15 protein-coding genes are annotated in these 14,048 nt (G+C 46.8%); 12 read left to right on the top strand and 3 right to left on the bottom strand.

Annotated elements, in window-relative coordinates; all coding sequences use genetic code 11:
• Positions 1–6: 6 nt before the first annotated feature.
• From BUC22_RS04320 to BUC22_RS04265, 12 genes are all read left to right on the top strand, one after another.
• Complete coding sequence (locus BUC22_RS04320) at positions 7–426, top strand: PqqD family protein (protein ID WP_143074394.1); 420 nt, start codon at positions 7–9, stop codon at positions 424–426.
• A gap of 89 nt (positions 427–515) precedes the next feature.
• The gene (locus tag BUC22_RS04315; RefSeq protein WP_013380069.1) at positions 516–1,031 is read left to right on the top strand and encodes a DNA-deoxyinosine glycosylase; all 516 of its coding nucleotides are present in this window, start codon (positions 516–518) and stop codon (positions 1,029–1,031) included.
• A complete protein-coding gene (locus BUC22_RS04310) occupies positions 1,019–1,690 on the top strand; it encodes a Crp/Fnr family transcriptional regulator (protein WP_013380070.1) in 672 nt (223 codons plus the stop codon). Before BUC22_RS04315 ends, BUC22_RS04310 begins: the two co-directional genes overlap by 13 nt.
• A 124-nt stretch (positions 1,691–1,814) precedes the next feature.
• Positions 1,815–2,516, top strand: a complete 702-nt coding sequence (locus tag BUC22_RS04305) for a LytR/AlgR family response regulator transcription factor (RefSeq protein WP_013380071.1) — start codon at positions 1,815–1,817, stop codon at positions 2,514–2,516.
• Between the two features lie 14 nt (positions 2,517–2,530).
• Positions 2,531–3,856 carry a sensor histidine kinase gene (locus BUC22_RS04300; RefSeq protein WP_013380072.1) on the top strand — a complete coding sequence of 442 codons (1,326 nt, stop codon included), beginning with the start codon at positions 2,531–2,533 and terminating at the stop codon, positions 3,854–3,856.
• A complete protein-coding gene (locus BUC22_RS04295; protein WP_013380073.1) occupies positions 3,846–4,595 on the top strand; it encodes a YhfC family intramembrane metalloprotease in 750 nt (249 codons plus the stop codon). Before BUC22_RS04300 ends, BUC22_RS04295 begins: the two co-directional genes overlap by 11 nt.
• The gene (locus BUC22_RS04290; RefSeq protein ID WP_038353791.1) at positions 4,595–5,008 is read left to right on the top strand and encodes a DUF3887 domain-containing protein; all 414 of its coding nucleotides are present in this window, start codon (positions 4,595–4,597) and stop codon (positions 5,006–5,008) included. Before BUC22_RS04295 ends, BUC22_RS04290 begins: the two co-directional genes overlap by 1 nt.
• A 14-nt stretch (positions 5,009–5,022) precedes the next feature.
• Positions 5,023–5,376 carry an SdpI family protein gene (locus BUC22_RS04285; RefSeq protein WP_013380075.1) on the top strand — a complete coding sequence of 118 codons (354 nt, stop codon included), beginning with the start codon at positions 5,023–5,025 and terminating at the stop codon, positions 5,374–5,376.
• A 98-nt stretch (positions 5,377–5,474) separates the two neighbouring features.
• Positions 5,475–6,500 carry an anaerobic sulfite reductase subunit AsrA gene (asrA, locus tag BUC22_RS04280; protein ID WP_013380076.1) on the top strand — a complete coding sequence of 342 codons (1,026 nt, stop codon included), beginning with the start codon at positions 5,475–5,477 and terminating at the stop codon, positions 6,498–6,500.
• Complete coding sequence (gene asrB, locus BUC22_RS04275; protein ID WP_013380077.1) at positions 6,490–7,281, top strand: anaerobic sulfite reductase subunit AsrB; 792 nt, start codon at positions 6,490–6,492, stop codon at positions 7,279–7,281. The genes asrA and asrB overlap by 11 nt, the downstream gene beginning before the upstream one ends.
• A gap of 9 nt (positions 7,282–7,290) precedes the next feature.
• Complete coding sequence (asrC, locus tag BUC22_RS04270; RefSeq protein ID WP_013380078.1) at positions 7,291–8,271, top strand: sulfite reductase subunit C; 981 nt, start codon at positions 7,291–7,293, stop codon at positions 8,269–8,271.
• Positions 8,272–8,391: 120 nt separating this feature from the next.
• Positions 8,392–10,359 carry an MFS transporter gene (locus BUC22_RS04265; RefSeq protein WP_013380079.1) on the top strand — a complete coding sequence of 656 codons (1,968 nt, stop codon included), beginning with the start codon at positions 8,392–8,394 and terminating at the stop codon, positions 10,357–10,359.
• 28 nt (positions 10,360–10,387) lie between these two features.
• Here the strand turns inward: BUC22_RS04265 and BUC22_RS04260 are convergent, their stop codons facing one another.
• From BUC22_RS04260 to BUC22_RS04250, 3 genes are all read right to left on the bottom strand, one after another.
• Positions 10,388–11,797 carry an MATE family efflux transporter gene (locus BUC22_RS04260; protein WP_013380080.1) on the bottom strand — a complete coding sequence of 470 codons (1,410 nt, stop codon included), beginning with the start codon at positions 11,795–11,797 and terminating at the stop codon, positions 10,388–10,390.
• 202 nt (positions 11,798–11,999) lie between these two features.
• Positions 12,000–13,082 carry a DUF4179 domain-containing protein gene (locus tag BUC22_RS04255; RefSeq protein ID WP_013380082.1) on the bottom strand — a complete coding sequence of 361 codons (1,083 nt, stop codon included), beginning with the start codon at positions 13,080–13,082 and terminating at the stop codon, positions 12,000–12,002.
• Positions 13,066–13,560: an RNA polymerase sigma factor gene (locus BUC22_RS04250; RefSeq protein ID WP_013380083.1), complete on the bottom strand. Its 495-nt coding sequence runs from the start codon at positions 13,558–13,560 to the stop codon at positions 13,066–13,068. The genes BUC22_RS04255 and BUC22_RS04250 overlap by 17 nt, the downstream gene beginning before the upstream one ends.
• Between the last annotated feature and the right edge of the window lie 488 nt (positions 13,561–14,048).

Here is a 14,048-nt window from a genome sequence, read left to right as displayed (position 1 = left end):
TTGGAGGTGTTTGAAATAAAACGCAGACATTTACATAAAAAAGCAAATTATCTGGATTATATTCCAGTACACAATGCCGCATATACCTATACTAAAAACAAGCGTGGACTCATAACCATTCGTGTGCCAAATACCGGATGGATTAACCGGGTGGCGCAGCGGTTCTTTGGTATGCCGGAAGTCAGTACTATTCGCCTGGACACCTATGGCAGTTATGTCTGGGAGCAGATAGACGGCAAGAGGGATGTGCAGGCCCTGGCCTGTGTAATGAAAGAGCGCTTTGGGCAAAATGCAGAGCCTCTCTATGAACGGCTGATCCGTTTTCTTGAAACGCTCAGGGAAAATAAATACATTCATCTGAACAAAGATGGAGAAGAGGCACAAAAGGCAGGCTCTGCGTCGAAGCAGTGCTGCCGTGAAGCCTGAAAAGAGTTGTTTTAAACAGCTCTTTTTTTGACCGTTGAAATGGAAATTTGGTATAATAGCAATATGCTAAAGAAACAAGGTGATCCCCAATGAATAATTTAGTGACGCATACCATCGAGCCCTTTTGCCAGCCAGACGCGCGGATATTGATTTTAGGCACCATACCTTCGCCTAAATCCAGAGAGTTTGGTTTTTATTACGGACATCCCCAAAACCGTTTCTGGCGGGTGCTGTCCGATATTCTAAACCAGCCCAGGCCAGAGACCAACGAAGAAAAGAAGGATTTTCTGAAGCGAAATAACATCGCCCTCTGGGATGTGCTGGCTTCCTGTAATATCGACGGAGCCAGTGACAGCAGCATTAAAAATCCTGTTCCCAATGATTTTACAGAGGTATTGGGCAGGGGAAAGATAAAAGCTGTTTTTACAACCGGGGCAAAGGCAACGTCGCTCTATAAAAAATATTGCTATCCCACAACGGGTGTGCCTTCCATTTTGCTGCCATCCACCAGCCCGGCCAACTGCCGCTTAAAATATGAAGATCTAAAGCAGGCCTATCGTGTGATTTTAGAGCCGCTGAGGGGAGAAAACGGATGGATAAAATGATTGCCAAAACCTTTGAGGGAGTATGCAGTGATACGCTTAGATCCCTGATGCAGCCTGGAAAGGTGCGCTGCTACCGAAAGGGGGAGCATCTTTTCAGAGACCGTGAGGCAACGCCCTTTGTGTTTGTGATTTTATCGGGCAAGGCGTCCCTTTATAAAATTGGAGAGAGCGGGCAGAAAAAGGTTGCTTTTATTTTGGGGCCGGGTGAGCTCATCAATGAGGATATCCACCCCGAGACCACCTCCTCTGTGAGCTGTGAGGCTTTTGAGAACCTGGAGGTTCTGTGCATTGAAAAAACAGAGCTGAAAGAGTGGATGAAGCGGGATTTTGGACTGACAGAGATCATACTGAACGCGGGCAACCGAAAGATCCGGCGGCTGTACCGCCAGTTGAAAAACACAACCGGTGTACTGAAAATGGAGAGACGTGTAGCCGCAAAGCTGTGGAAGCTAGCCAATGACTACGGCGTGGATACCCCGCAGGGCCGTACAATTGACCTGGATATCAGCATCACTTATCTGGCCGATTTAATGGGCTCGCCCAGAGAAACAATCTCAAGAGCCTTAAAGCTTTTGAATACACAAAAGCTTATCCGGCAGGATAAAGGCCGGATTACAATTGTGGATATGGACATTCTATCCGATTATTTTAAGCAGTAAAAGGCAGGCTTTAGCCTGCCTTTTCTGTCTTTCAGACTGAAAATCCGTCTGTCAGGCAAACCTTATTGCTTTCACAGATAAAATGACTTATAATGAAATTACATCGAAGGGAGAAGAATGCATCATGCTGAGGATAGCGGTTTGTGACGATGAAAAAGAAATGCGGGAAATAATCTGTGGGTTTTTAAAAAATTACCCCAAGGTGGAAGCCATCGATTGCTTTGAATGCGGAGAAGCCTTTCTTCAGAAGCGGGGTCATTATGATCTGGTGTTTTTAGACATTGATATGAGCGGCATGGACGGGCTCGAGACTGGCCGCAGAATCCGAAAATGGGATAAGCAGGTGTATATTGTCTATGTGACGCATCTGCCCGATTACCAGAAATATGCCATGAGTGTGCATGCTTTTGGCTATCTTGAAAAGCCTGTGACTCAAAGTGATATTAAAACCATTCTCCAGGAGGTGGAGGCGTACAAGCAGGAAACCGAGCAGCCTTTATTTCTTGAGTTTAAGACAGAGGAAGGAATTGTGCGGTTCGATACAAGGGATATTTTTTATTTCGAGTACACAGAACGCAGGGTACGCATGTGCACCCAGAGGGGCACCTTTTATCTGCGCCGTAAAATGGGTGAGGTTGCAGAAATGATGAAGCCTTATGCTTTCTGCCAGCCCCACAAAAGCTTCTGTGTGAATCTTTTCCACGTCAAAGCCATCAAGGGCTATGATATCCAGATGACAAACAGCGATGTGGTACCGCTGTCGCAAAAGAAGTCTGCGGTGTTTAGGGAGCAGCTCAATGTTTATCTGGAGCATTTGATCGGATAGGAGGAGAATTCAAAATGTCAGAAACGGATGCATTTATTTTTATGTGCTTTGCGGTCGTTATTAATTTTTTTACGGTTTATATGACCTTCGATTTTATGCGCTGGCTCCTGGGCCCCTTTGACCGTTCCCAGAGTGTTCAGATAGCGCTGGCCGCCGCCTATGAAATTGTTCTGACTGCTGCCAGCTATTTTATTTATCCTTTTGTCAAGATTGCAGCCATGCCTGTTTTCAGTGTCCTGCTTGGAGCAGCCCTGTATCAGAATCGAAAAAAAGTAAAGCTCTATTATATATTTGCCTTCAGCTGCTTTTTAGGTTTGTTTGACTTTCTGTTGTGTATTGTCATGCCCATTTTATTGAGTATGTTTATCACGTTCATTCCATTTAATCCATGGCAGAACGGATTGGGAATACTTCTGAATCAGGTGATAATCTTTCTCCTTTACCGCATGTTTGTCACGCGTTTCCACAAGGAAAAAATCCTGGTAAATGGTAGTATCAAAATATTTGGCTTTATCATCTTGCCAGTATTCAGTGTGATGAACATTGTGTTGATGTACTTTCTGGCAGCCTATCTCTTGCCGCCGCTGATCACCTTTTTCCTGATTTGTGATATCTTTATGGTGCCGTTTTTAAACCTGTATTTATTCTATCTTTTTAACAAGGTGGTTCAAAATAACGAGATGAAAAAGCAGCTGGCCCTGTATGATCAGGCGTCGGGCCTCCAGTACCGTTACTATCAGGAAATGGAGCAAAAGCTGGCGGATTCCAGAAAAACAGTGCACGATATGAAAAACCACCTCCAGGCCATGGAGCGGCTGTACCAGACCGGCGAGGCGGAAAAAGGCAGACAATACGGCGATGATTTAAGACAGCTTTTAAACAGCTTCAGCCAGGATTATTATACGGACAACCGCGTTCTGAATATTGTGATCAACGACAAGGCAAAGCGCGGCAAAATGTCATCTGTCCCGGTAGACTGTGCCCTGAACCAGATCGATCTGTCGTTTATGAAAGAGATGGATATCACAACGATTTTTGCTAACCTGTTAGATAATGCCATTGAGGCGGCCTGTGAGGCCAGAGAGCCCTGGACAAAGCTGAAGGCCGATAATGTGCGGGATTTTATTGTGATTTCTGTCGAGAACAGTATGAAAAAAAGCCCGGCTTTAAACGAAAGCTGGCTGAACTCAAACAAGGAGGGGCATCAGGGCTATGGCCTTGAAAATGTAAAACGCGCCCTGGAAAAGTACAATGGACATTTGCGTATCGAGACAGGCGAGAATACCTTTAAAGTAAGCCTGTTCATTCCAGTTCAAACAGAGGTGAAAAATGATGGTTGATTCAGGGATTATTGCCAGTCTGATCGTATTGATTTTTTTATGCTTTGCCATTCCTGTCGGAGGATTTATTTATCTAAGTGTCAAGAAAAAGCGTGTCGCTAAGCCTTTCTTTATCGGTATGCTGGTGTTCTTTATTTTTCAGATGGTGATCCGTCTGCCGATTATACAGATTGTACTGCCGCAGACAGCATGGTTTTTATCCATGAGCCACAATCCCTGGCTTTACGGCCTTTTTATGGGCGGTACAGCGGCCATTGCGGAGGAATTCGGGCGTTATATTGCTGTTCGGTTTTTATTAAAAAAGAACCGGCGCTATGCAGACGGCATTGCCTATGGGCTGGGGCATGGCGGTATAGAGGCAATGCTGCTCATCGGTGTGAATAATATTGCGAATTTGATTGTTTTGCTGGATGGCCAATCGTTTTTAGCGCCAGTCATTGCTGCACAGCTGAGCTATGCGGCTGTTTTTACAGCGGTCTTTGAGCGTGTCTGTGCCATGGCTCTGCAGGTCGGCCTTTCAATGCTGGTATTTTACTCTGTGCGGTCGAAAGAATGGCGTTATCTTGTGTATGCTCTGGTCATACATACCGTTGTAGACGCCGCCATTGTCATTCTACCAGGCGCCTTTGGCTTATCGAGCGTCTGGATAGAAGTGGTGCTATTCTTTGCGGCGGCAGGGTTAATGATCTGGACAGTAAAAATACGTCCGGTGTTTATAAATGGAGAGGAGAATTTATGATGAAAAAGAAGATAATTGCTATCGGTTTGGCTGTATTAATGCTTTTGACCGTGTTGTCGGCCTGTTCAGGCGGGTCAGCCTCCAATCAGAAGCTCGACCCTGCCTTCAGTGAGGATACCTTGAAGCAGTCGGCAGAAAAGGTTATTGACGAGTGGAACAGCCAGGAGTTTGATGCCATAGCGGCTGAAGTGTCCGAGAATTTTAAAGATAAACTAAATGCCAATGTCTTGAAGGACGCCTGGAATCAAACCATGCCTAAGCTGGGGGAATTCAGAAGCATCAAACAGACAGAAACAGCGCCGAATAACAAAAGCGCTTTGGTGGTAGCTGTTGCGGAGTACGAAAATGGCAAAGCCCAGTTTACCATCGGTTTTGATCAAAACATGAAAATTGACAATTTTTTCATCAAGTAGCAAAGGAGAATTTCATGGATCTGACACCTTTCACCTTTTTAATTCCCGCAGTCTGTATTGTCTTTGGCGCGCTCTTTCTGTGGCATCCGCCTAAAGACATCAATGGCCTGTATGGCTACCGCACTTCCCGCTCCATGAAGAATGAGGACACCTGGGCCTTTGCCCACGCGGTCTGCGGCAAAATCTGGCTGATCATGGGCCTGGTCATGCTGGCGGTGCTCGGACTGGCCCTGTTGCTTTTTAGGGAACAGTACGCAGAAGCATCGCTCTATATCCAGATTTCACAGGATGTATTGCTGATTTTATCGTTTTTTCCCGTAGAAAAAGCGTTGAAAGATACCTTTGACGAGAATGGAAAGCGAAAATAGGGGTATAAATTTAAGGCATCGTGATAATTGTCACGGTGTCTTTTTTGATTTCGTTATAAAATTAACGTAAAGAACGAGTTGATCCAAAGGAGGTTGCTATGGGTTATCAGATCAAAACAGAAGATTTTGATGCGGTTTTAAAAGACCTGTCTCAGAATTACCGGATTTTTGCGCCGCGCCTGTATGCGGGAGCCGGGGCTTTTTCGGACACAGACCGCGTGGAGTACGGTGAGATTGGCAGTATTGGGGACATTGAATTTGACAAAAAGAGCGATTTTTCATTTAAGGAGGTACTGTTTCCTCAGTCAGAGGTGTTGTTTTACTTTACAGAGGATGAGGTGAAAACAGCCAGCGAGGAGCCAAAGGGAAATATTATTTTCCTGAGAAGCTGCGATCTGCACGCCGTGCGCCGGTTTGACGAAATCTATTTAAAAAATGACTTTGAGGATTTATACTACGCAAGACTGCGTAATAAGACAAAATTTATACTCATGGGCTGCCCAAAGAGCTTTGAAAACTGCTTCTGTGTGGATATGGGCACCAATACCTGCGACGCCTATGACGCCTATGTCAAAGCAGACGAAGATTTTGTGTTTGTGGACAGCGGCTGGGAAGCGCTTACTGAAAAACTGGAGGGCAAATCCAAAGTGGTTTCGGTTACTCCGGAGTTCGTTCAGGAAAATCCTGTGCATGTTGAAATCCCGGAAGGCATCGAGCTAAAGGATGTGCTGGGACTGCCTATGTGGGAAGAATACAACAACCGCTGCATTGCCTGCGGGCGCTGTAATTTTGTCTGCCCAACCTGCACCTGCTTTACCATGCAGGATATCTTCTATCAGGAAAACGGCAAGGTCGGTGAGCGCCGCCGCGTATGGGCTTCCTGTCATGTGGACGGCTATACCGATATGGCGGGCGGGCACTGCTTCAGAAACAGCAAAGCGGAACGAATGCGCTTTAAGGTCATGCATAAGGTGAATGATTATAAAAAACGGTTTGGTTATCACATGTGTGTCGGCTGCGGACGCTGTGATGATATCTGCCCGGAATATATTTCTTTTTCGGGCTGTATTAACAAGCTGAACAATGCAATAAAAGAGAAGGAGACCGATGACAATGAAGAATGAGTATATCCCGTTTTTATCGGAAATTGTAGAGGTGATTAAACACACCGAAATCGAGTATACCTTTCGGATGCGTTATACCGGCGATGTAAAGCCAGGACAGTTTTTTGAGGTATCTCTGCCTAAATTTGGTGAAGCGCCTATTTCTGTCAGCGGCATTGGTGAGGACACTGTGGATCTGACCATCCGTAAGGTTGGGAAAGTCACAGGTGAGATTTTCAAAAACTATGTGGGCTCAAAACTCTTTTTAAGAGGCCCCTACGGCAATGGTTTTGATCTTGATGAATACCGCGGCAAGGATATCATCGTGGTCGCGGGCGGTACTGGCCTTTCACCAGTACGCGGTGTGGTCGATTATTTTGCCGCACACCCTGAGGAAGCCGCCTCTGTGACGCTGATCGCGGGCTTTAAAACGCCGTCGGATGTGCTTTTTAAAGATGATATCGAACGCTGGAAAAAGACCATTAACGTCGTGTTGACCGTAGACTGTGACAGTGATGACTATGTGTGCAATGTGGGTCTGGTTACAGAGTACATTCCAGGACTTGTACTCGGTGATAAGGATAATCTGGCGGTTATCGCGGTAGGGCCGCCGATTATGATGAAATTTACAGTGGCGGAATTCCTGAAACGGGAAGTCTCTGAGGATAAAATCTGGATATCCCAGGAACGTAAAATGTGCTGCGGTTTGGGAAAATGCGGACACTGTAAGATCGACTCCACCTACGTCTGTCTGGACGGTCCGGTTTTCAATTACAGTTTTGGAAAAAATCTTGTGGATTAGGAGGCTTTCATGGATATCAACACTAAAAAACTAAAAAAGAACGCTTTTCGTGTGTCAAAGCACCGCGGTGAAACCGCATCACGTGTGCGTGTGCCAGGCGGTTACCTGAATGCTGAGCTTCTTTCGCAAATTCAGGAGATTGCACAAACCTACGGTAATGGAACCGTCCATCTGACCACCCGCCAGGGCTTTGAGATTCCAGGGATCGATCTGAAGGATATGGAAGAGGTCAATACCCTGCTCCAGCCGATCATTGAAAAGCTGGATATCAACCAGACCGACCCGGGCACAGGTTATCCAGCATCCGGTACGCGCAATGTGTCGGCCTGCATCGGGAATAATGTCTGCCCTTACGCCTGCTACAATACCACTAATTTTGCCAAAAAGATTGAAAAAGCCATTTTCCCGAACGATCTGCATTTCAAAGTTGCCCTGACAGGCTGTCCCAATGACTGTATGAAGGTGCGTATGCACGACTTTGGAATTATGGGCATGACGGAGCCGCAGTACAACAAGGATAAATGTGTGTCCTGCAATGCCTGTGTCAAGGCATGTAGCAGGAAATCCACAGGCGCGCTGCGCATGGAAAATTATAAGATTGTCCGCGACGAGAGCAAGTGTATCGGCTGCGGCGAATGCGTGCTGGCCTGCCCGGTAGGCGCGTGGCGCAGAAGCGAAAAGAAATATTACCGTCTGACCCTCATGGGCCGTACAGGCAAGAAAAATCCAAGATTGGGCGAAGATTTTATTATCTGGGCCGATGAGGAAAGCATTATCAGGATCATCCTGAACACTTATGATTACGTGAAGGAATACATTGACCTGGACGCGCCGGGCGGAAAGGAACACATCGGCTACATCATCGACCGTACCGGGTTTGAAAAGTGGAAAAAGTGGGCCTTTAAGGATGTCGTCCTTCCAGACAAGGCCGTGGTGCGAGACCGTGTATACTGGGATGGCGTAAGGTATGCCATTGATAATACAAAATAAAGAAAAGGGAGATACGTGGAAACGACGTATCTCCCTTTTTATTGCTTTGAAAGCGGCTGTTTTGGGTATAACTTTTTCTAGTTTAATGAAAGTTGTATTTTGCAATGAAAGGAGCAGACAATGCAAGCTAAAACAGCAACTAATCCAAAGCCTTTGCATTTTGGGCTGATCATGGTCATCTATCTGTGCGGTATTTTTATGGGGGCCATTGATACCAGCGTGGTGACCCCGGCAAGAACCGTTATCCAGAACGGCCTGGGGGTAGGCGACCAGACAGGCATTTGGATGATCACTATTTATACGCTGGCTTACGCCTCCAGCATCCCTATTATGGGTAAACTGGCGGACCGGCTGGGGCGTAAAACCATTTATCTGATCTGTATTATTTTATTCGGTACCGGCTCACTGCTGGCGGGCCTGTCTCAGTATATCGGTCATTTTGGATTCTTTTTAATGGCCCGGGCCATACAGGCCATCGGCGGCGGGGGTATTATGCCTATTGCCTCAGCCGAGTTTGGGACGACTTTTCCCGAGGATAAGCGGGGCATGGCCCTGGGCATGGTCGGGGGTGTCTATGGGATCGCCACTGTTGTCGGCGGTTCTCTGGGCAGCGCCATATTAGGCGCCTTTGGGCTTCAGAACTGGGGCTTTATCTTTTTTATCAATATACCGATATCCCTCTTTATTATTATCTGCGGGTTCATATTTTTGCCCAATACCAAGATTGATGATGTGAAACCAATTGACAAATGGGGTACATTATTTTTAGTCATGATGATTTTATCCCTTTTGTATGGGCTTCGCAATATTGATTTCTTTGACTTTGTCAAATCCTTTACCAGCACAGATGTGTATCCTTTCCTGATTATTTTTATTGTGCTGCTGCCCTTTTTCATTTTTGCCGAAAAGAAGGCGGCCGATCCCATTATGAATCTTGACTATTTCAGGGAAGCGCCCATTGTTATCACACTGATCATTTCCTTTATTACGGGTGTTATTATGATGGGGATGGTCTTTGTCCCGCAGTTTGCCGAAAATGCGCTGCGCATGCAGCAGGGGAGCGGCGGATATTTTGTTATGGTGCTTGGGATTTTCGCAGGAGTCGGCGCGCCGGTTTCAGGGCGGCTCATCGACCGCTATGGACCGAAGCTGATTATGGGAGCGGGATTTTTACTCTCCATCATCGGCTCGCTGTTCCTGGTGCTTATCACTACTAGCTATCCCAATCTGCTGACAGTGGCCATCTGTCTGATTCTCATCGGCCTTGGCATGGGCTTTACCATGGGGACACCGCTCAATTATATGATGCTCGACAATACGAAAAAAGCCGATTCCAACTCAGCGCTGGCGACACTTTCCCTGATCCGTTCGGTGGGGACAGCCATTGCCCCGGCAGTTATGGTCGGGTTTATCGCCCACGCAGGTGTAACCGCAGAGGCCAATATCACCGCCCAGCTGCCAAAGGAACTGGTATTGCCCTCTCTGCCCTATGTCACACAGCTGGATGAGGAAACCACAGCCCTGAAGGATTCGGATTTTGGAAAGACCTATCTCTCATCCGTACAATTTCCGGATTTCGAGGCTATGGAAAAAATCTCATTGGATGCACATGGCGGCGTCAGCGATATGAAGCTGCCCGCAAATCTGACAAAAGAGCTTTCGGATGCCGACGTCACGAACATCGACCATGCAGTGGATAACATGGTGTCCTACATGGCAGACACCATGAAGCCCATGGTCACAGAAAAGGCAGAGTCCGGTGTGCAGAGCGGTATTGACGGTCTTAACCGGATTACAGCCTCGCCAGAGGTTCCAGCTCAGGTAACACAGGGTGTCAGCACCATGGTGACACAGATGACAGCGCTGAAAAACGCACTTCCTGACGCAGTGAACCAGGGCTTCCAGAACTATCTGGGTAAAGTGAAGGCCATGGGGGCTCAGATTCAGAATATCTACCAGAAAACCATGGAAACAGGCTTTAAGCAGGTATACATGACCACGGCCATCGCTTCAGCCTTTGCCCTTGTGGTGCTGTTGTTTTACAAGGATAAGCATGAGCGTGTAAAAAAAGAAAAGAAAAAAGGATAAGATAAATTTAAAGAGCCAGCGTTTATCGTTAAAACGCTGGCTCTTTTGTGCTTTGGTGGGCAGTGCAGGCGAGCTTTTGATTCATCTTCCGCCTTAAATAGGCATAGCAGCCAATCAGCGCCGCGAGGGTGATGATCCAGGTGATGGGGTAAGAGTAGTAAATAACTGCCGGCGAGTGATACTGCGGTATCTGAAAGACTGTGGCGATCCACAGAAGCCGCAGGCCACAGGCGCCGATGAGACTGATCACCATTGGAACAACCGAGTAACCGATCCCTCTGAGCGCTCCGACCATGACATCCATCATCCCGCAGATGGCGTAGGCAGTCCCAATGACCAGGAGACGCTGCATGCCTGCCTGAATGACCTCAGGGCTGGAGGAATAAATGCCGAGAAGGCTGTTTCCAAAGAACACAGCCAGGTTGCCGAGAACAAGCCCGACCACCAGAACACAGACCTCTCCGGTGATGACGATACGGTCAAGCCGCTTGTACTGTCCGGCGCCCAGATTTTGGCTGGTAAAGGAGATGGTAGCCTGGTGCAGAGCGTTCATGGCAATGTAGATAAAGCCCTCGATATTGGCCGAGGCCGAGTTGCCAGCGACCACCACAGGCCCGAACAGATTGATGGAGGACTGGATAACCACATTGGACAGCGAGAAGATCACACCCTGAAACCCGGCAGGCAAGCCAATCTGTAAAATCTTGATGAAGCTGCCGCGGTCGATACGAAGTTTTCCCGGAATCAGGCGGATACCGCTCTGTTCACGCATGAGGCAGCGGATTACCAGTGTCGCAGCAATACACTCAGCGATGGCGGTAGCCGCAGCGACACCTGCCACATCCATTTTAAAACCAATGACAAAGATAAGATTTAAAACAACATTGACAACACCAGCGCCCATAAGGTAATATAACGGCCGTTTGGTGTCACCAACGGCCCGAAGAATGGCCGCGCCAAAGTTATAGAGCATGGTGCCGGTCATGCCGATAAAGTAAATCCGCAGATAAAGCACCGCAAGATCGAGAACCTCCGCCGGGGTCTGCATCCAGATCAAAATTTGTTTTGCCCCGAATATGCCCAGAAAGGTCAGGATCACACCGCTTCCAATGCTGAGCACAATGGCGGTGTGAACGGTTTTTGACAGCTGGCTCTGCTGATTTGCCCCGTAGTAGCGGGCGACCAGTACATTCGCCCCGATGGACATACCCAGAAATAGATTGGTCAGAAGATTGATAAGCGAGGTGTTTGCCCCCACTGCCGCCAGAGAGTTGCTACCGGCGAACTGACCAACCACTACAATATCCGCAGCATTAAAAAGCAGCTGTAACACCCCTGAGCACATTAAAGGCACTGCGAAAATCAGCATTTTTTTCAGGATGGAACCGCTGCACATATCCATTTCATATTTTTTTGTCTGTTCCTCTTTCTTTTCCATAGCTTTTACTGGCCCGGCGCTGCACAGCCGGACTCAGAACCTCCTTAACATCATACATTTTCCTCAATTATTTTTAAAGCATCACAATTTAATAGGATAACCCTTAAAAAGGCTTATGTCAAGGTTTCGGGAAAAATATAAAAGGCGTTTGGAAGCTAAAAGCAGAAAAGACAGTTCTTCTGTCTTTTCTGTCTGATAATCATTATTGTACAGGGATATCCACACCACCGATATTGACGGATACAATTTTTTCGAGGGGAATGATTTCGTCAAATACACCGCTGCGGATACAGATGGTCTTATCGCCAGTGGTGTCAATACTACCACCGCCCTCAGATAAATCATAGACGGTGCCGTCGGACAGGTTAAGAGATCTTGGCACATCGAATTTTGCCCACTCCTGTCCGTGCTGGTCTGGCGATTTTCCGTTTGGCGCTTCATCAAAACGGGCTTTATCATTGAGGGTGTATTCAAAACGATAGCCGAGGGGAGAGACCATAACGGAGTTGATGGTCCCGACCATACTATTCAGTTCAAAGGATTGTCCGGCCGGTAGTTCTGCCGAAAGGGTTTCAAAATTCATCTCAAATTTCAGGGTCCAGGTGCCTTGGGCGATTGTGCGGAAGCTGTCGCTGTTATCACCTGTGCCCGCAGAGGTTTTAAGATCGTTAAATGTGACCTTCACGGTTTTTCCAGGATTAACCGGCTCGTCATAAGACCACTTTTCAACATACTGGATAGTGTGGTCGCCTGGATCTGCGTCATAAAAATATGAGCTGCCGTGTGAACCGCTGAAAGTACCAAAATTTGTGTTTTCCATCCCGAAGAACACATCCAGCAGACCGCTGTTGCCATCTACTTGGGCAATGTCAAAGGCGGTTCCGTCATCCCTGGCAATGGAGTAGGTGATTGCGAAATTATACCCATCACACATAACAGCGTCGGCGGTAATTGTCACCCCGTTGTCTGTAGCAGATGCACCGATGGGGCGGCCAATTTTGTCGATGATTTCAGTGTCTGCAGTTGGACCAAACACACCGCGCAACGCCTCGCTGGCATCCATTATACCGTAGGCGCTGGCGCTGACAAACAGCACCAGAGCTGCCGCCAGGCCAGCTACTGCCAGCTTTGGAAGGCGATGTGTATGTTGTTTGTGTTTTTTGGTACCGCCTGATATTTCTTCTTTTATCAGTTTTTCAGCCAGGCGTTCCTTTATTTCTTTTGAAAAATGAAGCGCGTTTAAAGCTTCGGTGTATTCTTTTTCATATTCAAATGGTTTTTTCATAATACTCGCCTCCTAATATGGTGCGTAATTTTTTACGGCCCCGGCTCAGATGTGCGTTGACAGTGGCAACACTCTGGCCAAGTGCCTTTCCGATTTCGCGTGCTGTATAGTCTTCGTAATAATACAGATAGATGGCCTCACGGTATTTTAGCGGCAGTGCCATTACCGCCTCCAGCACATCACTTTCAGGCACCTGTGGCGCAGGAATTTCAGCGACGTCCTCAAGGCAGACTGTGTGGCAGCGCTGAAGCCTCCGCAGCAGATCCTTACAGGCATTGGCAGTGACCCGGATGATCCATGCGCGTTCATGCTCAGGGCTGTCAAAGGCTTTTTCGTTTGTCATAAACTTTAGTAAGACGGTCTGGCAGATATCCTCTGCGTCATGTGTCGATTTAAGATAAGTATAGCTAAGCCTGAGGATTAAATCGGAATAAGCATTTACAATCCGTTCGGCCTCGTCCGTGTCAAATGATTTCATGGGTTTTTCAACTCCTTTAAATCGGCCGGTTGGCCGTGTCAGTAACGTTACTTACCTACAATACGATTATAATGCCTAAATTCTGACAAAGCGACAAAAAATTTTATGATCAAATACTTTGTTGTAATTGACGGTGTAACCCACACCCATATTTAGCATTGACAATTTTTTTGAGCATGTGGTTAAATGTACAGAATGTCTCGATAAAGGGTGCGATAGTGGGTTCAGGCTTTGAAAAAGAAAACAGGAGAAACCAGTATCGCGTAGAAATGAGGACATAAAGTGGTATAAACAGCGATATTGGCAGGAGAGACTATGATTTTATACAATAACATACAATAGCGTATAATAACATACATTTTCATTGACAAAACAACGGAATAAAGCTATAATTTAGTAAAAGAAATAAAATTACGAAAAATAAAGGAGGGAGAAAACAGTTTGTCGTCGTATGGTACGTATTCATAGAATGCCTGTAGAGGCAGAAA

The sequence above is a fragment of the Eubacterium callanderi genome (genome assembly GCF_900142645.1).
GTDB classification, from domain to species: Bacteria; Bacillota; Clostridia; order Eubacteriales; family Eubacteriaceae; genus Eubacterium; species Eubacterium callanderi.
This window is presented reverse-complemented; position numbering and strand designations above follow the sequence as displayed.